Raw genomic sequence first — 23,047 nt, forward strand, 5'->3', positions numbered from 1 at the left:
AGCCAGTTTCAGGAATGGCTTCCAACCGGCGCGATAATTCTGTATGGGGAGGCTTAATCCCTATTCCCTCCGAAAAAGCAAGTTTTATCTGTAATGAGTGATGCCGTTTTGAAATCGGATGCCCAGCCGAAAGTCGGTTTTGTCTCGCTCGGCTGCCCCAAGGCCCTGGTCGATTCCGAACGCATCCTGACGCGCCTGAAGGGCGAGGGCTACGACACCTCGGCCTCATACGCCGGCGCCGACGTCATTGTCGTCAATACCTGCGGCTTCCTCGACTCCGCCAAGGAAGAAAGCCTGAACGCTATCGGCGAGGCGCTCGCTGAAAACGGCAAGGTCATCGTGACCGGCTGCATGGGCGGTGAGGAAGACCTGATCCGCTCCCGCTTCCCCAATGTCGCCGCGGTCACCGGCGCGCACCAGTATGACGCGGTGATGGATGCCGTTCACACCATCGTGCCACCGAAACCCGATCCCTTCCGCCCTCTCGTCCCGGAAGGGCCCGGCGTGCGTCTGACGCCGAAGCACTATTCGTACCTGAAAATCTCCGAAGGCTGCGATCACCGCTGTTCCTTCTGCATCATCCCGTCTTTGCGCGGCGATCTCGCGTCGCGTCCGGTAGCCGATGTCCTGCGCGAAGCCGAGACCCTGGCCTGGGCGGGCGTCAAGGAACTGCTGGTCGTCAGCCAGGACACCTCAGCCTACGGGCTCGATATCCGTTATGCCCAAAGCGAATGGCGCGGCCAGAACTGGGATGCCAGCTTTGAAGACCTGTCGCGCGGTCTGGGCGAACTCGGCATCTGGGTACGGATGCACTATGTCTACCCCTATCCGCACGTCAATTCGGTCATTCCGCTGATGGCCGAGGGCAAGATCCTGCCCTATCTCGATATTCCGTTCCAGCACGCCTCGCCGAAGATCCTCAAGGCGATGAAGCGCCCAGGCAATCAGGAAAAGACGCTCGACCGCATCCTCTCCTGGCGCGAAATCTGCCCCGACCTGACCCTGCGTTCAACCTTCGTTGTCGGCTTCCCCGGTGAGACCGAGGCCGATTTCAACTTCCTGCTCGACTGGCTGGAAGCGGCGCAGATCGATCGCGTCGGCGCCTTTGCCTATGAGAATGTCGAGGGCGCGGCCGCCAAGCTGCTGCCCGACCATGTGCCCGAAGAGGTCAAGCAGGATCGCCTGGCGCGCTTCATGGCCGTGGCTTCGCGCATTTCGGCGCAGAAGCTGGCCAACAAGGTCGGCACCATCCAGGAAGCCCTGGTCGACGACATCCGCAATGACGGCACCGCCATCGCCCGCACCCGTGGCGACGCGCCGGAAATCGACGGCCATATCTTCCTCAAGGGTTTCAATAGCCTGAAGGCCGGCGATCTGGTCAAGGCGAAGGTCACCAAGGCCGACGCCTATGACTTGTGGGGCGAGCCCGAAGGGCTGATCAAGCTCAACCGCGTACCCGGCGCCCGCCCGGCCGTTCGCCGCCATACGCTTATTTCACGCATCTAATTGATTATTGTGCCGAAGCTGATGCGCTTACGCTAGTCGAGGTGAGGGAATGACTGTTCAGGTCGGTGTCCAGACCAAAATCAGCTTGCAGCAAGCTATATAACTCATAGCGCTGAAAAAGACCCCAGGTATCCCAGCGGATTCCACGATCATTAGTTGGGCCTTGTATCTTCACCACCCGCAAAGGAAAAGGAATGGGGCCGTATGCTGCCATCGAGAAAGCGCTTCTGCGTTCGACTAGCTGCGGTCCGCTGGGCGAAATAATGTAGACTTCGAAGCGCTCGCCGACCTCTCCATAGGTTTGATAAGGCACCGTGAGATCGGCGGTTCGGACGACGAGATCACCCACACGCAAGTGATCATACGACGTTGGTTCACGACAACCTCCACCACGACTGGCACTTTCGTCGCATTTGGAGCTAGGTGTGAAAACGGCATATTGCCGCTTTTCAAAAGGTCCGTCGTCGAATGGATCAGAAGGCTTTAAAACGCTTTCAACGCTCTTGTTTGAGAGGTAGATACCGCAAGACTGATCGCACTCGTCAGGTTTGCCAGAAGCTTTACGAAATAATGCTTCATGGCTTCGATCGTCTACCAGAACTAACCTCGTAAACTTTGGATGAGAGACCAATGTTACATCTAAAGCTTTTAAACGATCGAACTCTTTCTTCCGTTCGCTATTAAGATGCACCGAGACCGCGAATGCTATAAATAAGACCACAATACTGGCTATGCCCCACGTCAACCATGGCTGCCGGCCAGCAACTAAGTCGATAGTGCGCTTCACTAAATAAATAAATAGCCCATAAAACGCAATCGGCAGACTAAATAATATAAAAATACCAAAGACCATATAAAGGGATGCAACCATCAAATATGATGGTAAAATTACACTTAGAATTGCGCTGCCGCCAAATATCGCTACGACCCATAACAATTTTTTTTCTGACATGCGTACCCCTTTAAGGAGGAGTTCTACGTCCCAAGCGTGAAAATCCTGTTACATACGCCTAGACTTTTGGCTTGAAGCAAAAAGCCTTAGACAGAAGGCGCTATTCTAATTTTGCGCCTTCTGTCGGGACAATTTGACCGGCCCTCACCGGCGACATACGCCGCTAAGATTGTGCTTTTTAAAGTCAGGCTTTCAGCGCGTCGATATCCGCCCCTTCGATGGTGGCGAGATGGGCTTCGATTTTATCGATCGGCCAGTCCCACCAGGCGATGCTGAGCAGGTCGGTGATCACCTCGTCACTGAACCGCTGTCGGATGACCTGCGCCGGATTGCCGCCGACAATGGTGTAGGGTGCGACATCCTTCGTCACCACGGCACCGGACGCGATAATCGCGCCAGAACCGATGGTAACGCCCGGCATGATCGTGGCGCCATGGCCGATCCAGACATCGTGTCGTATTACCGTATCGCGCGATGGCAGGTTGATATAGTCGATCATGGTTTCCGGTTTGAAGACCCGGAAGGGATAGGTCGAAAATCCACCCATCGGATGATTGGCCGATGAGGTGATGAAGGTCGTGCCATGGGCGAACTGGCAGAACTTACCAATGATCAGCTTTTCCCTGCTAATCGGAAAGAGATAGGGCGCCAGGGTCTGCGCCCAGTTCGTCTGCGGCGTGAAGTTCGACGCATAGGAATAGGCGCCAACCTCGATGCGCGGGTGGTCGATGACATTTTGCAGGTAAACAGTGTTGGTGATCACCGTGCCATCGGGCGGGGTGATCGGATGGACGGCGTCCACATTCAATAGCGGCATGTGTGATCCTTAAAATTTCGCGGTCAGGCGACGCGACAGACGAGACTTGATGCGCGCCAAAGCGGTTTCAGAGGCAGGACGGATGAAATCGTAGCCGATATCTGCCCAGTCGGGATCGTCCTTTTCATAGCCCAGGCGCGGCAGGATTTCGAGCGAGGTCACGAACGCCTGGGTGCGATAAGGCAACAGCACGCCGCCATTCACCATCTGATGTGCCTTGGCCTCCTCGTAATTGCGGAACCAGTGATTGATCAGATCCTTGAGGCCGGGGGCCGCGAATATTTCGGAGAAATCGACCTCTTCGGCGGCGGATTTCAGCGCCGTCCAGGTCGGGAAACCGGCCTCGTGAGCGATCACGGTCAGGGCGTGCTTCAGTTGCAGGCCGGCTGGTGCATTTTCCAGACGGCTGAAACGCATCCGCGCGTTAGCCTCATCGGCGCGCACCGCTTTCAGCAGGTTCGCGGCGTCACGTTTATACGCATCGATGGGTTTGAGATCATGCGCGGCGTTTTTAGCCATTTTGGGCATGGAAAGTCTCCTTTGTACAAAGGCTTTTCCCCATCCCGGAAAGCCACAAAAGAGCGGATTATGTCTAGCAAATCTCTTGCAGCAGGAGGACGCAAACGTCTTTCGCGGGGCCGAGCCGTCCTGCCGGCTCCGTGGCCTGAATAGTCCACCCGCCTGGTAAAAGCAACCGTGCCCGCTGCATTTGCATTTTTTTCATGATTGGCGCGTGAAGTGATGTTAAGGTTTTGCGACACGAACCCCAGGAAACCGGGCGGGCAGATTGATCAGTCTCAAGGACACGCTTCAGACCTTCAGTCACGGACATGACGCCATGTCTCCGGTCTCCGGCGTATTGAAGAAAGGTCCGCTCTATCACGATCGCTGGTGGCTGACCGAGGATGGTCTGCGTCTCTACGCCCGCGATTATCCCGCTGCCGCCGGACGCGTGCGCCTGCCGGTCATCTGCCTGCATGGCCTGACGCGCAATTCCAGTGATTTCGAAGAGGTGGCGCCCTATATCGCTGCGCTCGACCGTCGCGTCATCGTGCCGGACCTGCGCGGCCGCGGCCTGTCGGAAAATGATCCCGACGTCGCCAATTATCATCTGTGGACCTATGCCAAGGATATCCTCGACCTGTGCGACGCCTTAGGTATAGGCCGGGCGGTCTTTATCGGTAATTCCATGGGCGGACTGGTGGCCATGGTGCTGTCCACCCTGCGGCCCAACCTGATCCAGGCGGCGGTGCTGAATGACATCGGCCCGACGCTGGCGCCAAAGGGCCAGGCGCGGATTTCGGCCCTGGCGGCCATGCAGCGCCGCGCCATGCGCAACTGGCAGGACGCGAGCGCCTTTATCGCCGAACAATACCGGCTGGTCTTTCCCGATAATACGACAGCGGACTGGCTGAAATTCGCCCGGCGGGTCTTCCGCAAGGGCCGCGATGGCAATCTGCATCTCGCCTATGATCCACGCATCACCGACGCCTTCAAGACCCTGACGATGGACTCGCCCGCCTATGACCTGGCGCCCTGCTATGACAGTCTGGCGCATGGCCGCCGGATACTGCTGATCCGCGGCGCCTTGTCGGATGTGCTCGATGCCGCCGAGGCGAAGAAGATGGTGGTCTCGAACGAGGTGTCGCGCGTCGATATCGACCGGGTCGGCCACGCCCCCCTGCTGACCGAACCGCAGGCGCGGCTGGCCATTACCGACTTCCTTGAATCGCAAGCCTAAAGCACCCATATCGCTACCATCAATGCGAGGGTGCTGATGACGCGGACCGTGATTTTTGACAGCCCGTTTTTGCTGGGTTTTGACGATATGCGGCTGCTGATCGACCGCGTCGGGCGCAGCCATGACAATTACCCGCCCTATAATGTCGAATCCTTAAGCTCCGACCATATCCGCATCAGCGTCGCCGTGGCCGGCTTTACAGTCGATCAGTTACGCATCGAGGTGCGCGGCGCCCACCTGACCGTCTCGGCGACGCGCGATCGCGCAGGCGAAGCGCCTGAGCGCGACTATCTGCATCGCGGCATCGCCCTGCGCGGTTTCAACCGCGCCTTCGTGCTGAGCGACGGACTGGAAATCACCGGGGCCAGCCTGGCCTATGGCCTGCTGCATATCGACCTCGTCCGGCCAAAGCCGAGCGATGAGATCAGGATCATTCCGATCGAGGTAGTGGGGTAACTTCCACAATCTAAGGAAGATATAAGGTGGCGACCAGACCTGTCTCGAACAGGTGACCTCCGGATTCGAACCGACGCTCTTCCGCCTGAGCTACAGGCCGCCAACCTTTCAATACCACAAGGTCTACGAAAAATTAAGCCGCGTTTGAATCAGCAATATCGGTCAGGATAGCGTAGATCGCGTCCGGATTTTCCATCTTGCGCAACTGCTCGCGCAGGTCTTTCTGACGCAGCAGGCGTGACACCTTGGCCAGGGCTCTCAGATGCTCGGTGCCGGCATTTTCCGGCGCCAGCAGGGCGAAGATCAGGTCAACCGGCATGTCATCGATGGAATCATAATCGACCGGTACATCGAGACGCACAAAGATGCCGTGCATCCGGTCAAGCCCGGCCAGGGCAGCGTGCGGCACGGCCACGCCCATGCCAACGCCGGTGGAGCCCAGCTTTTCGCGTTCCAGCAGGGCCTGATGCACGTCGGCCGCTTCCAGACCCAACTGGCGCGACGCCACGTCTGCCACCATCTGGAGGGCCTGACGCTTGGAATTGACACTGACATTGCCAAGAATGGCGTGCCGGTCCAGCAGGGTGGTCAAAAACATAGTGTATCCGTGGTCGACATGACTGACTCCCCTCAGCCTGGGCCACTGCGGCCCGCATGGCGACGGGGCGCGCGATGCCCGCCTGCCATAGAGAAGAGACACCCGAAGGTCAACCCATCTCACCTGGCGGGCGCGCACCGACGCACGGCCCCGTCCCCGATTTTCCCCGGATATACGCCTTACTGTGTGGTCACCTTCGCGCGGGTGCGCTCCGGATCGATCCAGCCGATATTACCGTCAGGCCGGCGATAGATGACGGACAGACCGCCATGGGCGGCATTGCGGAACATAATCGCCGGATAGTTGGAAAGTTCCATTTCCGCCACCGCCACCGAGACGGTCATGGTGCGCAGCGCGGTTTCCGTTTCGGCTATGATCATGGAATGCGGCGGCGATGAGTGATCCATGCCGTCATCCAGTTCGATCTCCGCTTCGTCGTCGCCATCGAAGGCGCGCAGGACCGTTACGTTGGCCGTTTCTTCCTTAACCGGTGTGCCATTGTGATGCTGCTTCAATCGTCGTTTATAGCGCCGGACGCGCTTCTCCATATTGTCGAGCGTACCGTCAAAGGCCGAATGGGCATCGCCGCCAAACGCGTGCGCTATAAGCGTCTGGCCCGAAGCGAGCCTGACCCAGCAATCCGCCTTGAACAAATGACCCTGCTTCGAGATGGTCACTTCGGCGTCGCCGCCGCGTTCAAAATATTTGGCGATACCTGAGGTAAGCTCGGTTTCAATGCGCGCGCGCAAGGCGTCACCGACTTCGACCTGTTTTCCACTGACTTGGATTTGCATAGCGATATGTCGCTCCGTTCTTAAAACAAAAAGAACTTCGTCGCCGGCCAAGGACGTAGCCTGGAGGAGCCGGCGGCAATGGGCACCCGGACGTATTTCACGGGTACAAGGACGACTGTACGCCGACTGGCGGGGATGCAAAATCAAGAATTTGTGTAGCGAATTAACCCGCATTCACCTTGATTATTATCAGCAAATTACAGGTCAGGGCACATTATGCGGCCCGTTGATACGCCTGTCGGGCGAAACCGGATCAGCGAATTTGGCGCTTGCGTTCGACGCTCGACGGAATGCGCAGGGCCTCCCGATACTTGGCCACAGTCCGCCGGGCGATATCCACCCCGGCCTCCTTCAGGATTTCGACGATACGGTCATCGGACAGGATTTCACCGGACGATTTTTCGCCATCGATCAGGGTCTTGATCTTGTGGCGCACCGCTTCTGCAGAATGCGCCGAGGTGCCGTCATTCGAGGCGATCGAGGAGGTAAAGAAGAACTTCAGCTCGAAGACGCCACGCGGCGTGGCGACATACTTGTTGGAGGTGACACGCGAAATGGTCGATTCGTGCATCCCCACGGCGTCGGCCACGGTTTTCAGATTCAGCGGCCGCAGATATTCGACGCCATAAACGAAGAAGGCATCCTGCTGACGGACGATTTCAGCGGAGACCTTGAGGATGGTGCGCGCCCGCTGGTCCAGGCTCTTGATCAGCCAGTTGGCCTGGCTCAGGCAGTCATTCAGATAGGATTTTTCGGATTCGGAACGTGCCGAGGTTGCTACCTTGGCGTGGTATTTCTGATCGACCAGGACGCGCGGCAGGGTGTCGGAATTGAGATCGATGCGCCAGCCGCCATTGGCATCCGGCCGCACGAAGACATCGGGCACCACGGTCTGCGAGGGTTCGGCGCCGAATGCGGCCCCCGGCCGGGGATTAAGCGATTTCAGCTCGGCGATCATCTCGCTCATGTCTTCTTCATCGACGCCGCACACCTTGCGTAAGGCGCTGAGATCGCGGCGGGCCAGCAGTTCGAGATTGTCGATCAGGGCCTGCATGGCCGGATCGAAGCGGTTGCGCTCGATGAGTTGCAACTTCAGGCATTCCGGCACGCTGGTGGCCATGATGCCGGTGGGCTCGAAGCCCTGGCAGGCGGTCAGCACCTTTTCCACCAGGGCCAGTTCGCAGCCGAGGCGATCAGCGATTTCGGCCAGAGGCACCCGCATATAGCCGGCCTCATCGACGGCATCGATCAATATCTGCGCGATGGCCATTTCCGGCGCGCTGAAATGAGCGATCAAAGCCTGGTCGGTCAGGTGTTCGGTGAGCGTCTTTTCGCGCGTCAGGGCGCGTTCCATGTCCTCGTCGCCATCGAAGCTGCCGCCGCCCTTGCCGGCTTTCGACCAGTCGACCATCGGGCCTTCGTTGGAATCGGAAACCACCGATTCGCGCTCGCGTATGACCGGTTCGTCGTCGCCGTAAACGTCGGAGGTGGAGGCATCGAGATCGGAATTGGCGGCGATCGTATCGTGGTCGCCCAGTTCCAGTTCACGGGATTCGCCGCTGTCGGACTCTTTGGCCGGTGCATCGGTATCTGTTTCGCTGACCGGATCGGCCTCGTCACGCTGAAGCAGCGGATTACGCTCCAGTTCGGTTTCGATCACCGCCTCAAGCTCAAGGTTCGACAATTGCAGCAGCTTGATCGCCTGCTGCAACTGAGGGGTGATAACCAGCCCCTGCCCCTGCTTGAGTTCTAACCTTTGACCGAGCGCCATTACAGACCTTTAGACCGTTTGCGTCATACTGACTGCAAATCGTCTATATTTCTTTAGCTCCGGCAATTTTTGCGGCAGCCATGCGAAAATCAGCCGCCATTCTGCGTTAACAAGTGCTGTCGAATGGTTAACGCACGCTGGCAATCGGCAAATTATGCCCAGCCATGATGAGGCTAGTTGAAGGACTCGCCGAGATAGACGCGCTTCACTTCCGGATCGTGAGTGATTTCATCCGCCGTGCCTTCGAATAGAACTTCGCCAGAATGGATGATCGAGGCGCGATCGACCAGGTCCAGCGTTTCGCGGACATTGTGATCGGTGATCAGGATGCCGATACCGCGGCTCTTGAGGTACATAACCACTTCGCGGATATCGGAAATCGCCAAGGGATCGATGCCGGCGAAAGGTTCATCGAGCAGCATGAAGGACGGCTTGCCGGCCAGCGCCCGGGCGATCTCCACGCGGCGGCGCTCCCCGCCCGAAAGGGCGGTGGCCGGCGAATGGCGGATATGGGTTATGCGCAGTTCTTCGAGCAAACGATTGACGTCGTCACGGACCTTGTTCGGGTCCTTCTCGTTCAGTTCGAGCACGGCGAGGATATTCTGTTCCACCGACATGCCGCGGAAGATCGAGGCCTCCTGCGGCAGGTAACCCAGACCCATGCGCGCACGCTGGTACATCGGCTGGTAAGTGATATCCTGGCCATCGAGCTTGATCGTGCCGTAATCGGCCTCGATCAGCCCGGTAATCATGTAGAAGCAGGTGGTCTTGCCCGCGCCGTTCGGGCCCAGCAGCCCCACGACCTCACCGCGCCCCAGCCTGAGGCTGACGCTCTTGACAACAGCACGTTCCTTATAGGTCTTGCCGATTCCCTCGACGACGATACCCTCATTTGCAGTATCGACGCTGACGGCGGGATTGAGTTCTTCGACAGCCAGCATAAGACCTACTTCTTGTCCGGGTAGATGATTGCCTTGACGCGGCCGGTGCCAGCATCGAAGGTGGTGGTCTTCTGTGTCAGGTTATAGACCAGCCGCGTGCCTGTCGTAACATTCTGGTTCTGCGTCAGGATGACATCGCCGGTCAGGACCATGTCATCCGTCGCCTTGGTATAGACAGCCTGATCGCCCTTCATGGTGCTTTCCGGCGTGACGTAATAGACATTTCCGGTAGCGACGATGGTGACGACCTCGCCGAAACCGCGGCCATTGGGGCCGGCCTGGCGGGTAATGACCACCTTGTCGGCGCGCAGACGGGCATTGTCCTGAATGACCTCGACCCGGCCGACGAGCGTCTGGGTATGGGCCAGTTCATCCATGTGCATGGAATCGCCGCCGACCATGACGGGGCCGCCTTCACTCGACACCTGGGCCTGTGCGCCGCTGGAGACTGCCAGGCCGCCCGCCGCCGCAATCATACCGGCCGCGATCAGCGCCGTCACAACCGTTTGCTTTTTCATACCGTCTTTGTCCCTTTGAGAGCCGGTCCGTTTGAAGGGCTACTGTTCAGTTATCGTGGCCCAGGCCTTGGTGTCACCGCGTCCCTTGATGTCCAGTGAGTGGCCATTATCGGCCACCAGGAAGGATTCCCCCACTATATGCCCCGCCGATCCGTTTCCATCAACGTGTTTGTCGCCATAGACAATGGATTTATCCATATCCACCACCGCTTGTTCGGTTTTGAGAACGAAATCCGAACCGCCGGCCGCGATCACCACATGCCCCGTCAGGGTAAACTTGTTCGTAGTCTGGTCAAAGATGCCATTGGCGGCCGAAACCCGGGTCGGATTTTCGACATCACTGCTCTTGAATTCCATGCTGGGCGCCTTGAGCGAGATCGTCGTGGCGTTCATGCCCTTGCGCACGGCTTCCAGGCCGCTGATCGTATAGCGGTCGCCATTGCCGCCCTGACCATAATAGCGCGGATTGGTGTAGCGGATTTCGTTCAGATTGCCGTTGTAGACATTCATCGAATTGATAATGGTCTGCGCCACGATCCAGCCGACATTGAACAGGCCGAGCCCGATGATGAGCCCCGGCAGCAAGCGGCGCAGCAGATGGATCAGGCGCGACCGCCGGCGCACAGCCGCCACCTGCTGCGCCAGGCGGACCCGGCGATCGGCGGCTTCGGCCTCTGCATCTATCGGCACCGCCAACCCCAGGGGCTGGAGCGGCTCATGAAGGTCCGTCAGGGTCATTAAAAACCTTGGTTCTTTGGCTGGTTAAGCCCAGCTATGCGCGAAGATATCGCAATCTTCCCAGCCTGCCAAATCGAGTTTGACGCGGTGCGGTAAAAATTCCATTGCGGCCTTCGCCAACTGATCACGGCCTTCGCGCACCAGCATGGCGTCGAGCTTTTCCTTGAGCGCATGCAGGTGCAGCACATCGGAAGCGGCATAGGCCAGTTGCTCAGCCGAAAGCGTGGCCTGGCCCCAGTCGGAGCTTTGCTGCGCCTTGGACAGATCAACCGCCAGCAGTTCGCGGGTCAGGTCCTTCAGGCCGTGGCGGTCGGTATAGGTACGCGCCAGCTTCGAGGCGATCTTGGTGCAATAGACCGGTGCTGTGGTGACGCCGAGATGCAGTTCGAACATGCCGATATCGAAGCGGCCGAAATGAAACAGCTTGAGCACCTTCGGATCGGTCAGCAGGCGCTTCAGGTTCGGGCAGTTGTAATCCGGGCGGCTCATGCGCACGACATGGGCATGGCCGTCGCCGGAAGAGAGTTGCACCACGCACAAAGGATCGCGGCGGAAACGCAGCCCCATGGTCTCGGAATCAATGGCGACGGACGATCCCAGATCGAGCCCGTCCGGCAAATCGCCTTCGTGGTAAAATACGGTCAAAACAAAACCTCTTCGCTGGGACGGTTAACGACGCCCCCTGTGCGGTTTGGCCTAATCCCAAAAAATGGAAAGGTCAATTGCGGGCAGGTTTAAAGCTTGTCGCTTAAACCACGCGCCGGTTTTGGGAGAAAGGTTTCCTGATATTACGCCAGCCAATAATCAAAAAGATTGAAGCGACGAGATAAAAGACAGCCAAATGAGAATCTGCGATATAGACGCTGTTTCCAATCAAGGTCTGCTCAAATCCGAGGCAAGCTTTCAAAGCCAGCCATCCACCGATAAACCTCAAACCCGCTTCCTGCCATTCTTCATAATCGGAAATTTGGATGAGGTCGGTTCCAGATGGCAGCATTTTTTTTGCCAGCCACTCAATGCGAACCCAAAGTACCAAAGACGCGACAATAATTGTGCCGAGGAGCAGCAACATCGACAGAATTATAACTGCTTCGGGCGATCTGAAACCAAGGCCATCACCTTCCCGCATAACTGTAGTTGCGGATAATGCGCCTAACGCGATTTTGGGCGGAAGATAAAGGCACAATATGCCGGTAATCAGCATACGCAATACAAGTTTGGTAAAACAAAAGGGCGTCACCGGTCACTCTCGCCAAAAGCCGGTTTGGCAAACCAGGTAATTAACGCCTTTAAACCCCCTACAATCGAACGGGACCAGGCAATAAGCGAGACACCCGCAACAGCATACAATACGCCACTGATGAGCGTGAATGGTAAAATGCTGCTGAAATCCGGATCATGGCGAGCCATAAGATTGAGAGTCTGGCTAAAAAATTTTGCAGCCGTCAGAATGAATAGGGCACCAATCGCAGCCACGACGAGGCCCTTCCACTGATCTATATTTAGCCCTTCACCATCAGCCTCCGGCGAAGCGCTAACTATTCTCCCCGCGATCCAGCCAGCGCCAAACCAGAAAGCTGCCGCGATCAGCGCAGAAAAAATCGCCGCAAATGTCAATGAACCTGCATAGGCCATTGTATTCTTACCGACCTCAGTCTGATCAGTGATCAATGAAACAATAAGCACTAAGGCATAGTTCAGAACATAAACCAGCATCAGGTAGACAGCGAAAAGCCGGCTGGCGATAAAGGCTACAATACGCGCGTTCATTAAGATCCCCCCTTATTTCAGCTACAGCTTGGCGCGCAGGAAAGCCATCATCCGTGTCCAGGCCAGTTCGGAAGCTTCCGGATCGTAGACTTCCGGGCGCGTCTTGTTGAAGAAGGCATGGTCGGCGTCGTAGCTGTAGACTTCCGGCGGATTGCCGGCCTTCGTCATGGCGGCTTGGAGATCAGCCACCACGGCGGGCGTCACCCAGTCGTCTTTCCTGCCGAAATGACCCTGGAAGGGGATCTTGATATTGGCCGGATCGGCAAAGGCTTTCGGCGGCACACCGTAGAAACAGACCGCCGCCTTGAAGCCTTCGAGGCGGGCGGCCGCGCCGATGGTAAGCGCCCCGCCCATGCAGAAGCCCATGACGGCGACCGACGGATTGATGGTTTTCAGGTAATCGAAGGCCGCGGCGATATCCTGATGGACCGCACCAGGAAAATCGAGGCCGTCCATCATGTGGCTGGCCTCATCGGCGTCTTTCGTGATGCGGCCATGATAGAGATCGGGCGCCAGGGCATTGAAGCCCTCGAATTCAAAGCGATCGACGATCGACTTGATATGATCGTTCAGGCCCCACCATTCCTGAATGACGATAACGCAGTGCCGGCCCTTATCGATATCGGACAGGTAAGCATCGAGATGGCCGCCATCGGGACGGCTGAGAGTGATCATGCGGCCCATTTGGCGGCTCCTTTGCGGCTTTGCGGGTCCGTCTTACACCCGAAATGCCGCTATTGGGAAGCCAGCAACCGCGGTGATCAGCGCGCGTTAAGCGGCTGGCGTGGGCTTTCACTGTCAGCGCGATGACGCGGCGTCGCCATGGCCGAAACGAAGGCGGCGGCGCATTGAGCCGGCGCACAGGCGCGGGCGGCTGAAATCCAGTTTACGGCGTCAATCTTCTGCATGATGCGTATCCTCAGGCGACTCTGCGGCCGCCCTTAATTATGAACCTGTCTTTTGTTTATAGCGGATAATTGTCAAGATTCGATGATGAAGACCTGAATCGGGCGTTAACCCTGCCGGGCGGGCAACAAAAAAGCCACCCCAAGGGATGGCTGCTTTATTGGTGGAGCATAGCGGAGTCGAACCGCTGACCTCTTGCATGCCATGCAAGCGCTCTACCAGCTGAGCTAATGCCCCATCTCTAAGATGGTCCCGGACCGGGTGGCCCCGTCCGAGGCGGCGACTTCTAGTTCAGGGTTTGCGGCGACGCAAGCCCTTTTGCGAACTTTTTTGAACTTTTTCACAGGTCTCGCGCGACACAAGAAAAAAGCCGCCGGAACATACCGGCGGCTTAATCTTTTAGCGGTCGTCTTCGTCTTCGCCGGGAAGGCCGTCGATCTCTTCGTCGAAATCGGCGTCCTCGTCGTCTTCGAGGAAGGGCACGTCATCGGCATCATCATCACCCAGGTCGGCGTCTTCGATGTCCATGTCGACGGCTTCACCGGGCGCACCGACACGGGCCGGATCGGCCGGATCGAGGTCTTCGTCCTCGTCGATGAGCAGGGCGTCGTCGGTGACCACTTCGTCGATTTCCGGCGTGACGGTTTCCGGCTCTTCGTCTTCGTCGTCCTCGCCAGCGGTCTTGCCCTTGACCTGATCCTCGGACTCCTCGTCGGTATCTTCATAATCAGGGGCGGTGGTCCGGACGCGCGACCGGCGCGTACGGACGACTTCTTCCTGGTCGAATTCAGTGTCGCAGCGCGGGCAGTGCGCCGGGTGTTTGTTCAGGTCGTAGAACTTTGCCGTGCAGTTGGGGCAAACTTGTTTGGTACCTAAGGCAGGATCAGCCACGAGACGTCCTTCTTTCAGTCTTTAGAAAATTTCGATTGCGTCGGCCCCCTTGCCACTAGATAAGCCTCCTGTCAAAGCCCCTTTTGCGGGCAGAGTTCATTTTTTCGTTTAAACCGAGACTTTCCCGTGTCCAGCCAGCCGAATGCCGTCAGACTTTTACCGCCTAAAGGCAGCTTGACCGGAAAGATAGCGCTTCCCGGTTCGAAATCGATCACCAACCGGGTATTGCTGATCGCGGCGCTGGCGCGCGGCCGCAGCCACATCAGCGGCGCGCTGAAAAGCGACGACACCAAATATATGGCGCAGGCGCTGCGGCAGCTTGGCGTAAGCGTGGAAGAAACGGGCGATACCAATTTCGTGGTGACGAGCACCGGCACATTGACCCCTTCGCCTGAGCCGTTGTTTCTCGGCAATGCCGGCACGGCGGTGCGGTTTCTTACGGCCGCCGCGGCCAATATCACAGGCACCACCGTCCTGACCGGCGACGAACACATGCAGAAACGTCCGATCGCGCCTTTGGTCGAAGCTCTAAATGCGGCCGGCGTCACGGCCACAGCGCCGACCGGCTGCCCGCCAGTGACGGTCACCAGCGCCAGCGGCTTTGCCAATCGCTCGGTCGAGGTCGATGCCAGCCTGTCGAGCCAGTATGTCTCGGCCCTGATGATGGCCGGCACGAAAGGCGATGCACCGTTCAGCCTGAAGGTCAAGGACGGCGATATTGGCGCACGCGGCTATATCGATATCACGCTTGAATGCATGAAGGCGTTCGGCGCTAACATCACGCAAACGGCGCCTCTAAGCTGGGATATCGCCAATACGTCTTACGCGGCCCGTGATTACTGGGTGGAGCCGGACGCCAGCGCCGCCACCTATATCTGGGGCATCAATGCCTTGCTGGGCACCAGCATCGATATCGGCATAGCACCCGAAGCCATGATGCAGCCCGACGCCCGCGCCTATAACTTTATCAAGCAGTTCCCCAACCTGCCGGCCGAAATCGACGGCAGTCAGATGCAGGACGCCATCCCCACCATTGCCGTGCTGGCCGCTTTCAACAATCATCCGGTGCGCTTTGTCGGCATCGCCAATCTGCGCGTCAAGGAATGCGACCGCATCAATGCCGTGGCCACCGAACTGAACCGCATCCAGCCGGGCCTGGCAGAGGAGATCGGCGACGACCTGCTGGTAACGCCGGACCGCGGCCTGATCGGCAAGCGGGTTGAAGCCGATATTCATACCTATGCCGACCACCGCATCGCCATGGCCTTTGCCCAGGCCGCTTTGGTGATCAATGGCATCCGCATCCTTGACCCTGGCTGCACCGCCAAGACCTATCCCGGCTACTGGCGCGACCTGCAAAGCGTCGGCGTGGAAATGACTTTTGATTGAAAGCGGTCGTCGCCTGTGATAATATGACCATAGAACGTGACTATGGACAAACATCATGGATGACGCCTCAATCGGTGCCGGTGACTTCAAGGCCAAATGCCTCAAATTGCTGGATGAAGTGGCCGAAACGCGCCAACCCCTTATCATTACCAAGCACGGAAAGCCTGTAGCGAAACTTATCCCAATGCCGCCAAAGAAGAGCCTCTTCGGGTTAATGGCAGGCAGCGTGGTTTACGAAGGCGATATCATTTCACCCATAGATGTTGAGTGGGATGCAAATAAGTGAGTCTTGTTCTGTTGGACACGCATGTCCTGATCTGGACAATCACTCAATCAAATCGCATCGGCCGGCAGACGCAAATATTGCTTGAGCGCGCATCGTCAGATGGAAATGTTTGTATCTCCGCCATAACCGTATGGGAAATCGCCATGCTTGAATCCAAGGGTCGGCTTAATCTGGATCGGGATGCGGAAAAATGGCTTGATACCATTTTCGATGAGGGCGGCCTTTCGCTCATTCCCCTGGCGCCAGCAATATCTTTTGGCAGCACACGGCTCCCCGGAAGTTTTCATAGCGATCCTTCCGACCGAATTATTGTTGCAACAGCACGATATCTTAACGCGCAACTCATTACCGAGGACCAATCCATCCTGGCCTATGCTGGTCAGGGACACGTAAAAGCCGTGAGTCCAGGTCTGTGAAATCTCCCCTCCTCATAGCTTTTGATGGCCCGGCCGCCTCCGGCAAGGGCACGCTCGCCTCGGTAATCGCCGCTGATTACGGCTTGCCGTTTCTCGATACCGGCCTGCTGTATCGCGCCGTCGGCCATCTGGCGCACGTCCGCCAGATCGATCCGGCACTTGCCGCCTCATTGATCGACGCGGAAACCCTGGCCGACGAAGTTTTGCGCGGCCGAGATGCCGGCGAACGCGCCTCTCAGGTGGCCGCCATCCCGGACGTACGGGCAGCCCTCTTTAAATACCAGCAGGATTTCGCCAACCAGCCCTCCGGCGCCGTGCTTGACGGCCGCGATATCGGCACGGTCATCGCGCCTCATGCGCCGGTCAAGCTGTTCGTTACCGCCCGTCCGGAGGTGCGCGCCCACCGCCGCTGGCTGCAACTGGTGAAGCTCAATCCGGACCTTACGGAAGCCGATGTTCTGGAGGATATCCGCATCCGTGATGCGCGTGATCTCGTCACGGTCAAGCGCCCCTCTGGAAAAAGCCGCGGATGCGCTCTTGCTAGATACCTCCGACTTGGGTATAGACGCAGCCATCGCAACTGCGCGATCCCTTGTGAAAAGCCGTCTGTGACGCTCCGAAGTCTCATGCCAAAAAGTGGCCACCACTTTTTTGGATAAACATGAGGCGTCATCAATGCGTTAAATCCAACAGCGGTTTTATTAGAGGCAGCACACGGGACGTCTTCGGGGCTGAAAAGCCTGTGGTTCACCTGATTGGGGCCGGTCATGCACCGCCTCCCAGCAACTATTCACAAAATCCAAAGCCGCCCCCCGCGCCCTTTCCCCGTCAAACGCCACGGCCTCACCGGCGTTTCCGGAACCTGAAAGACGGGACACGCGCCAACACACAAAAGAGACTCTATGAGCGATTACAATCCGTCGCGCGACGATTTCGCCGCCCTGCTTGACGAATCCATGCACGGCCGCGACATGCTGGAAGGCCAGGTCATTCACGGCCTCGTCGTCGGCGTCGAAAAAGAATATGTCATGGTCGATGTCGGTCTGAAGACCGAAGGCCGTATTTCCCTGAAGGAATTCGGCCTCGCTGACGGCCAGACCCTGAAGGTCGGCGACACCGTCGAAGTTTACCTGGAACGCGTTGAAAACGCCATGGGCGAAGCGGTCATCAGCCGCGAGAAGGCCCGCCGCGAAGAAGCCTGGACCCGCCCGGAAGTTATCTTCAACAAGGGCGAGCCGGTCATGGGTACGATCGTCGGTCGCGTCAAGGGCGGCTTCACGGTCGATATGGACGGCGCTTCGGGCTTCCTGCCCGGCTCCCAGGTCGATATCCGCCCCGTGCGCGATGTCGCCCCGCTGATGGGCAAGGAACAGCCCTTCGCCATCCTGAAGATGGACCGTCCACGCGGCAATATCGTCGTGTCGCGTCGCGCCATCCTCGAAGAAGCCCGTGCCGAACAGCGCACCGAGCTGGTCGGCCAGCTGGCCGAAGGCGAAATCCGTGACGGCGTCGTCAAGAACATCACCGATTACGGTGCGTTCGTTGATCTCGGCGGCATCGACGGCCTGCTGCACGTGACCGACATGTCGTGGAAGCGCGTTTCGCATCCGTCGCAGGTCCTCAACGTCGGCGATGCTGTCAAGGTTCAGATCATCAAGATCAACCCGGATACGCAACGCATCAGCCTCGGCATGAAGCAACTGCAGTCCGATCCGTGGGATGGTGTCGACTCCAAGTATCCGGTCGGCGGCAAGTTCTCCGGTCGCATCACCAACATCACTGACTACGGCGCCTTCGTGGAGCTGGAATCGGGCGTTGAAGGTCTGGTTCACGTTTCGGAAATGTCGTGGACCAAGAAGAACGTCCATCCGGGCAAGATCGTCTCCACGTCTCAGGAAGTTGAAGTTGTCGTGCTCGAAGTCGACGCCTCGAAGCGCCGCGTTTCGCTCGGCCTGAAGCAGGCCCAGAACAACCCCTGGACGACTTCCTCGGCTCAGCATCCGGTCGGTTCGACGATCGAAGGCGAAGTCAAGAACGCCACCGAGTTCGGCCTGTTCATCGGCTTCGAAAACGACATCGACGGCATGGTCCACCTGTCGGATCTCGACTGGAACGTGGCCGGCGAAGAAGCCATCGCCAAGTACAAGAAGGGCGATGTCGTCAAGTCCAAGGTTCTGGACGTGGACGTCGAAAAGGAACGCATCAGCCTGGGCATCAAGCAGCTCGGCAGCGATCCGATGACCGGCGACACCTACCGCAAGGGCCAGAACATCACCGTCACCGTTACCGAAGTGACTTCGGGCGGTATCGAAGTGAAGTTCGGTGAAGACGACGCCCCGATGTCGGCCTTCATCCGCAAGTCCGACCTGTCGCGCGACCGCAACGAGCAACGCGTTGAGCGTTTTGCCGTCGGCGACCGCATCGACGCCCAGGTGACCAATGTCGACAAGGCGGCCCGCAAGGTCTCCGTTTCGATCAAGGCCCTGGAAATGGCTTCGGAAAAGGAAGCCATCGAGCAGTACGGCTCGCAGGATTCCGGCGCTTCGCTGGGCGATATCCTGGGTGCTGCCCTGCGCGACAAGGCCGGTTCGTAAGTACGGGCCTCTTAAATCGCTATAATGCGAAGGCACATAAGCGATTTAAGGCAAAGCTAAAAATCAGGCCGGAGCCTCTCACGGGGCTCCGGCTTTTTTATGCCGCCAAACCGGACGGATACCGCTTGGCACTCATAAGCCCCCGTGATGTAAGGTTTTTTTGTGAACCTTGTCATTGCCGGGGTTTTTTATATGATGAACGTCCGTCTTGCGCTTCCCAGGCAGGAAAATATTCTGATCCCGATGAAAAATCTTAATATGTTAGCGCTACCAGCGCGTTAATCTATCAACAAGCCCTTGAACTCATTTTAATTTTCGGACATGCTTGCCTTCTCAGATTTACCGCGTGAGGGAGATCAATGCTCAAGTCTGAACTTATTGAACGTTTGGCTTCCGAATACCCGCATTTGACGCAGAAGGATGTCGAGCGCGCGGTAAACCTCATTCTGGAATCCATGATCAGCACGCTGGAAAAAGGCGGCCGCGTCGAGCTTCGCGGCTTTGGCGCCCTGTCGGTACGTTCCCGCCCTGCCCGTGCCGGCCGTAATCCGCGTACCGGGGAATCGGTCAAGGTGCCGGCCAAGCATGTGCCTTTCTTCAAGAGCGGCAAGGAACTGCGCGAACGCCTGAACCTTTCCGGCGACGACAACGCCTAACCAGGAGCGCCCGGCATGAGCATTGCCTCCGAATTCAAGACCTTCCTGATGCGCGGCAATGTCATCGACCTGGCGGTCGGTGTTGTGATCGGCGGCGCCTTCGGCAAGATTGTCACCTCGCTCGTCGATAATATCATCATGCCGCCGATCGGCTATATCACCGGTGGCGTCGATTTCTCCAGTCTCAAGCTGATCTTGAAGCCGGCCGATGTGGCCACCAAGACGGCCGAGGTCGCCATCTCCTATGGCGTCTTCATCAATACGGTCATCCAGTTCCTGATCATTGGCGCGGCCATATTCCTGGTGGTCAAGGCGATCAACAGGCTGATGCCGCCACCGCCGGCGCCACCGCCGCCCGGCCCTTCGCAGGAAGAACTGCTGGCCGATATCCTGGCTGAGCTGAAGAAGAAGTAAGCACTTTCCAAAAAGTGTAACGCACCTTTTTGGATTAAAAAGTGCGCAAAACAAAGCAAAGGCCGGGGTTCCGCTCCGACCTTTTTTGTTATCCGCCAGCGCATTAAAAAAGCCCCCCGCGCGTAAGCACCGGGGGCCGAGTTGGGTCAAAGGGGTTGAGACTAATCTTTGACCTTGTCTGAAAAGCGCTGATACGTGGCCGGGTTGCGGTCCCAGACCTGGCGGTCACGCACACTGCGCAGAAGCTTGACATATTCGGCATGTGACCAGGCCAGCGGCGTGGCGCTGTCCGTGCCTTCGCCGACCGTATAGTCATGAGCGGTCTTCGAACCGACGCCATCGAACACCTGTTCGGGGATCATCAGCCCCTCATTGGCGAACAGTTCCATTCCCTTCACATAGGTGCCGCGAATGGCCGCGATATCGCCGTCCGTCGCGCCACCGGCTTTCAGGCTGTCGAGCGCCAGTTCGTAATGGCCGCGTTCACCGGTGAAGATTGGCCAGACGCGCCCGCGCTGGTCGGGCGACATCGGGCCGTAATTGCCGCCTTCCGTGCCTTCGCCATAGCCGTCATTGCCATAACGGCGGAAGCCGGGGACGGTCACATCCGTGCCGGGGAAATGAAAATCGTAACGCACGCGCAGATTTTCCGGCAGGGTCTGGTCATCGATCACGGCCAGCGAAGCGGTGATGTCCTTGTCATCGGCCGGACGCACGCCATAGCGCACCAGTTCGAGGAAGCCGGCGTCGACCATCAGGTCCGAGGGCATGGCCGGACGGCCGTTGCGGCTGTCCTGGCTGCCCGGATTATTGGCGTCTTCCGAACGCGAGATGCGCAGGAAGTAGCTGGCCGGCTTGTCCTCGCCGCGTACCTTGCCCGACGTGGTGAAAAGGCGTTGTTCCAGTTTTCCGGAATAATCGGCGGCCTTTTCGCTGTAAAGCTTGGCGCCATCGGCATCGCCCGCCTGGGTGGCGATATCGGCCGCCGCCGTCAGGCCGGCGATCACCGCCGCGGTGGTCGAAGGGGAGTGGCCTTCCTGCTCCTCCCAGCGTTCCTGCTGGCTGTAGGGCGGGGTGATGGTGGCATGGTTCCAGTCTAGCCCCACCGTGCCGCCGTGGCTGAGGAAATCGGCGGCGGGCTTCAGCATGCTATGGTAGGATGACAGCAGTTCGGCCTTCGAGATCAGGCCCAGTTGCTCCAGCCGTTCACCGAGCAGGATCGGCATGGCGGTCTGGTCAAGCTGGACACCGACCCATTCCGGCGTGCCGTCAACGTGGGCCTTCTGCATGAACCAGCCGGTGGCGCCGGTATTGCCGGGCGTCGTCGACCTGACCTGCACGGTCGGCAGGTAACGGAAGGCGGCGACCGGCGTTTCGCGGTCGCCCAGAGCGGCCAGGGCCATGGAAACCTGGTAGAAATCGCGCGGCCAGACGGCCTTGTAGCCGGTCGAGGAGACATCGGTGGTCACCGTATCGCCCCACGGATTGCTCAGCGAAGCGATCATGGCGCCGGCAGAGGTATGGTCTTCCTGCACCTTCAGCGCCAGGGCCGAGGCATAGAGCAGTTTGCCATTGTCCTCTGATACCGGGATCAGGCTTTTCAGTTCGGACAGCGAGGCGAGATAGTCTTCCCAGCCAACCGCCTTGCCTTCACCGTTATAATTGGCCAGCACTTTCGCATAGCCGGCTTTCAGGGTGGCAGCGGATCTGACGCTGGCAGCCTCGGTGTTTGCGCCAAAGCCCAGGGCTAGGTCGAAGGTGGCCGTTTGGCTGACCGTCGGCAATTGCCCGACCAGCACGATATTGCCCTTCTGGTCGGCGGCGCTGTGCAGCGCACCAAGCGACTGCGTGGCGGTCAGTTCCTTTATACCGTCGCTGACGCCGGTATAACCGACCGTGGCCTTTTTGAACGGCACATTGGCGGACAGATTGAGCGCGACGTTTCCTTGCCAGGCTTGCAGGTTGGTCACATTGGCATGGCCCTCGTCATCGCCGGAGGTATTGGCCATCGAGGGATCGAGAATAACGTAAGGTGTCACCGGGCCTTTGAGCGCCTTGACCGTGACACGCACCATCAGGGTCTGGTGATCGGGATCGGTGAAGACATCCTTGATAATGACAAAGCGACCCTGCTTGTCGGTATTGGTCAGACGGTAGGCTGGCGAGAGCGGACGGCCGGCAGCATCGGTATGGATATATTCAACATGGCTGGTTGTATCGGTACGCTCGAAGGCGGTCCATCCGGCTCCCGTGACGGCGATCTGCATTTCACGGATCTGCGCCTCGTGGATGCGGCCGTACATGGTTTCGGTCACCACGCCCTCGGCCAGTGAGAACCATACCTTCGAGACGGTGCCTGTTGCGGCCTGATCGGAGAACTGATAGTCCTTGTAAGCCTCATAGGCGCTGCCGATACCCTGCTTGCCGGAATAGGCCCAGGGCGAAGCGAGGCCCGGACCATTGGTGGCCTTGGCGTCAGCAATGACGGTGGGGTTATGGTTGGGCGTCTCTTCCTGCGCCAGGGCCGCGCCACCTGCCAAGGCCAGTACGCTTGCACAACCGGCCAGTACATATTTACGCATACGCAGTTCCATTACCCTCTCCTGCCGTCGCGCGGCCATTCCCGGCGCACGAACCTTATTGATTTTGATCGGGCCAAATCGTTTAGCCCGTCTTTTCATCACTATGGCAAAGAGAGAGGACTTCGTCGCGCTGCATACGTATTCACGGCGGCAAAATCCGCATGAATACGAATTCGCTACAGCGCGGGGCAAAAAAAACGCCCTTTGATCCGAAAGGATCAAAGGGCAGTTTATGTTGAGAAGATACCACTTACAAAGCAAGAGCCTGTAATTGGTGTATTCCGGCCGCGTCACAACAGCCGAAATAGGAG

25 protein-coding genes, 2 tRNA genes and 1 pseudogene are annotated in these 23,047 nt (G+C 58.2%); 10 read left to right on the forward strand and 18 right to left on the reverse strand.

The window, feature by feature from the left end; all coding sequences use genetic code 11:
• Positions 1-93 precede the first annotated feature (93 nt).
• The gene (gene rimO, locus NVV72_05460; GenBank protein MCR6658808.1) at positions 94-1,506 is read left to right on the forward strand and encodes a 30S ribosomal protein S12 methylthiotransferase RimO; all 1,413 of its coding nucleotides are present in this window, start codon (positions 94-96) and stop codon (positions 1,504-1,506) included.
• A 4-nt stretch (positions 1,507-1,510) separates the two neighbouring features.
• On the opposite strand, the gene NVV72_05465 is transcribed toward rimO, so the two are convergent.
• The 3 genes from NVV72_05465 to NVV72_05475 form a co-directional block, all read right to left on the reverse strand.
• On the reverse strand, positions 1,511-2,458 hold the full coding sequence (locus tag NVV72_05465; GenBank protein MCR6658809.1) for a hypothetical protein: 948 nt from the start codon (positions 2,456-2,458) through the stop codon (positions 1,511-1,513).
• A gap of 184 nt (positions 2,459-2,642) precedes the next feature.
• Positions 2,643-3,275, reverse strand: coding sequence for a CatB-related O-acetyltransferase (locus NVV72_05470; GenBank protein MCR6658810.1), 633 nt, complete (start codon positions 3,273-3,275; stop codon positions 2,643-2,645).
• 9 nt (positions 3,276-3,284) lie between these two features.
• Positions 3,285-3,803: a hypothetical protein gene (locus tag NVV72_05475; GenBank protein ID MCR6658811.1), complete on the reverse strand. Its 519-nt coding sequence runs from the start codon at positions 3,801-3,803 to the stop codon at positions 3,285-3,287.
• Between the two features lie 259 nt (positions 3,804-4,062).
• Here NVV72_05475 and NVV72_05480 point away from each other — a divergent pair, with 259 nt between their 5' ends.
• A complete protein-coding gene (locus NVV72_05480; protein ID MCR6658812.1) occupies positions 4,063-5,016 on the forward strand; it encodes an alpha/beta hydrolase in 954 nt (317 codons plus the stop codon).
• A 36-nt stretch (positions 5,017-5,052) separates the two neighbouring features.
• Positions 5,053-5,472 (forward strand): Hsp20 family protein, encoded by a 420-nt coding sequence (locus tag NVV72_05485; protein MCR6658813.1) that lies wholly within the window; start codon positions 5,053-5,055, stop codon positions 5,470-5,472.
• Positions 5,473-5,500: 28 nt separating this feature from the next.
• Here the strand turns inward: NVV72_05485 and NVV72_05490 are convergent.
• From NVV72_05490 to NVV72_05555, 14 genes are all read right to left on the reverse strand, one after another.
• Positions 5,501-5,573 (reverse strand) — tRNA-Ser (locus NVV72_05490).
• A gap of 32 nt (positions 5,574-5,605) precedes the next feature.
• Positions 5,606-6,070: a PTS IIA-like nitrogen regulatory protein PtsN gene (ptsN, locus tag NVV72_05495; protein ID MCR6658814.1), complete on the reverse strand. Its 465-nt coding sequence runs from the start codon at positions 6,068-6,070 to the stop codon at positions 5,606-5,608.
• A gap of 179 nt (positions 6,071-6,249) precedes the next feature.
• Positions 6,250-6,864: a ribosome-associated translation inhibitor RaiA gene (raiA, locus tag NVV72_05500; GenBank protein MCR6658815.1), complete on the reverse strand. Its 615-nt coding sequence runs from the start codon at positions 6,862-6,864 to the stop codon at positions 6,250-6,252.
• A gap of 253 nt (positions 6,865-7,117) precedes the next feature.
• Complete coding sequence (gene rpoN / locus NVV72_05505; GenBank protein MCR6658816.1) at positions 7,118-8,635, reverse strand: RNA polymerase factor sigma-54; 1,518 nt, start codon at positions 8,633-8,635, stop codon at positions 7,118-7,120.
• 173 nt (positions 8,636-8,808) lie between these two features.
• Positions 8,809-9,576: an LPS export ABC transporter ATP-binding protein gene (gene lptB, locus NVV72_05510; protein ID MCR6658817.1), complete on the reverse strand. Its 768-nt coding sequence runs from the start codon at positions 9,574-9,576 to the stop codon at positions 8,809-8,811.
• A gap of 5 nt (positions 9,577-9,581) precedes the next feature.
• Positions 9,582-10,094: a lipopolysaccharide transport periplasmic protein LptA gene (lptA, locus tag NVV72_05515; protein MCR6658818.1), complete on the reverse strand. Its 513-nt coding sequence runs from the start codon at positions 10,092-10,094 to the stop codon at positions 9,582-9,584.
• 39 nt (positions 10,095-10,133) lie between these two features.
• The gene (gene lptC, locus NVV72_05520; GenBank protein ID MCR6658819.1) at positions 10,134-10,832 is read right to left on the reverse strand and encodes an LPS export ABC transporter periplasmic protein LptC; all 699 of its coding nucleotides are present in this window, start codon (positions 10,830-10,832) and stop codon (positions 10,134-10,136) included.
• Positions 10,833-10,856: 24 nt separating this feature from the next.
• Entirely contained in the window at positions 10,857-11,477 is a 621-nt protein-coding gene (locus NVV72_05525) for a ribonuclease D (GenBank protein MCR6658820.1), read from the reverse strand.
• 103 nt (positions 11,478-11,580) lie between these two features.
• Positions 11,581-12,036, reverse strand: a complete 456-nt coding sequence (locus tag NVV72_05530; protein MCR6658821.1) for a hypothetical protein — start codon at positions 12,034-12,036, stop codon at positions 11,581-11,583.
• A 32-nt stretch (positions 12,037-12,068) separates the two neighbouring features.
• Positions 12,069-12,602 carry a hypothetical protein gene (locus NVV72_05535; protein MCR6658822.1) on the reverse strand — a complete coding sequence of 178 codons (534 nt, stop codon included), beginning with the start codon at positions 12,600-12,602 and terminating at the stop codon, positions 12,069-12,071.
• 21 nt (positions 12,603-12,623) lie between these two features.
• Positions 12,624-13,286, reverse strand: a complete 663-nt coding sequence (locus NVV72_05540; protein ID MCR6658823.1) for a dienelactone hydrolase family protein — start codon at positions 13,284-13,286, stop codon at positions 12,624-12,626.
• Positions 13,287-13,363: 77 nt separating this feature from the next.
• Complete coding sequence (locus NVV72_05545) at positions 13,364-13,510, reverse strand: hypothetical protein (GenBank protein ID MCR6658824.1); 147 nt, start codon at positions 13,508-13,510, stop codon at positions 13,364-13,366.
• Between the two features lie 159 nt (positions 13,511-13,669).
• Positions 13,670-13,745 (reverse strand) — tRNA-Ala (locus NVV72_05550).
• 162 nt (positions 13,746-13,907) lie between these two features.
• Complete coding sequence (locus tag NVV72_05555; GenBank protein ID MCR6658825.1) at positions 13,908-14,399, reverse strand: TIGR02300 family protein; 492 nt, start codon at positions 14,397-14,399, stop codon at positions 13,908-13,910.
• A gap of 174 nt (positions 14,400-14,573) precedes the next feature.
• Here NVV72_05555 and aroA point away from each other — a divergent pair, with 174 nt between their 5' ends.
• From aroA to mscL, 7 genes and pseudogenes are all read left to right on the forward strand, one after another.
• On the forward strand, positions 14,574-15,788 hold the full coding sequence (gene aroA / locus NVV72_05560) for a 3-phosphoshikimate 1-carboxyvinyltransferase (GenBank protein MCR6658826.1): 1,215 nt from the start codon (positions 14,574-14,576) through the stop codon (positions 15,786-15,788).
• 55 nt (positions 15,789-15,843) lie between these two features.
• A complete protein-coding gene (locus NVV72_05565) occupies positions 15,844-16,074 on the forward strand; it encodes a type II toxin-antitoxin system Phd/YefM family antitoxin (protein ID MCR6658827.1) in 231 nt (76 codons plus the stop codon).
• A complete protein-coding gene (locus NVV72_05570) occupies positions 16,071-16,490 on the forward strand; it encodes a type II toxin-antitoxin system VapC family toxin (protein MCR6658828.1) in 420 nt (139 codons plus the stop codon). Before NVV72_05565 ends, NVV72_05570 begins: the two co-directional genes overlap by 4 nt.
• Positions 16,487-17,102 (forward strand): annotated as a pseudogene (locus tag NVV72_05575) (cytidylate kinase). Before NVV72_05570 ends, NVV72_05575 begins: the two are co-directional and overlap by 4 nt.
• 290 nt (positions 17,103-17,392) lie before the next feature.
• Complete coding sequence (gene rpsA, locus NVV72_05580) at positions 17,393-19,084, forward strand: 30S ribosomal protein S1 (GenBank protein MCR6658829.1); 1,692 nt, start codon at positions 17,393-17,395, stop codon at positions 19,082-19,084.
• Between the two features lie 359 nt (positions 19,085-19,443).
• Positions 19,444-19,740: an integration host factor subunit beta gene (locus NVV72_05585; protein ID MCR6658830.1), complete on the forward strand. Its 297-nt coding sequence runs from the start codon at positions 19,444-19,446 to the stop codon at positions 19,738-19,740.
• Positions 19,741-19,755: 15 nt separating this feature from the next.
• On the forward strand, positions 19,756-20,154 hold the full coding sequence (gene mscL, locus NVV72_05590; protein MCR6658831.1) for a large-conductance mechanosensitive channel protein MscL: 399 nt from the start codon (positions 19,756-19,758) through the stop codon (positions 20,152-20,154).
• 161 nt (positions 20,155-20,315) lie between these two features.
• Here the strand turns inward: mscL and NVV72_05595 are convergent, their stop codons facing one another.
• Entirely contained in the window at positions 20,316-22,748 is a 2,433-nt protein-coding gene (locus NVV72_05595) for a glucan 1,4-alpha-glucosidase (GenBank protein ID MCR6658832.1), read from the reverse strand.
• Between the last annotated feature and the right edge of the window lie 299 nt (positions 22,749-23,047).

Origin of the sequence: Asticcacaulis sp. (assembly GCA_024707255.1) — a bacterium.
Classification (GTDB): domain Bacteria; phylum Pseudomonadota; class Alphaproteobacteria; order Caulobacterales; family Caulobacteraceae; genus Asticcacaulis.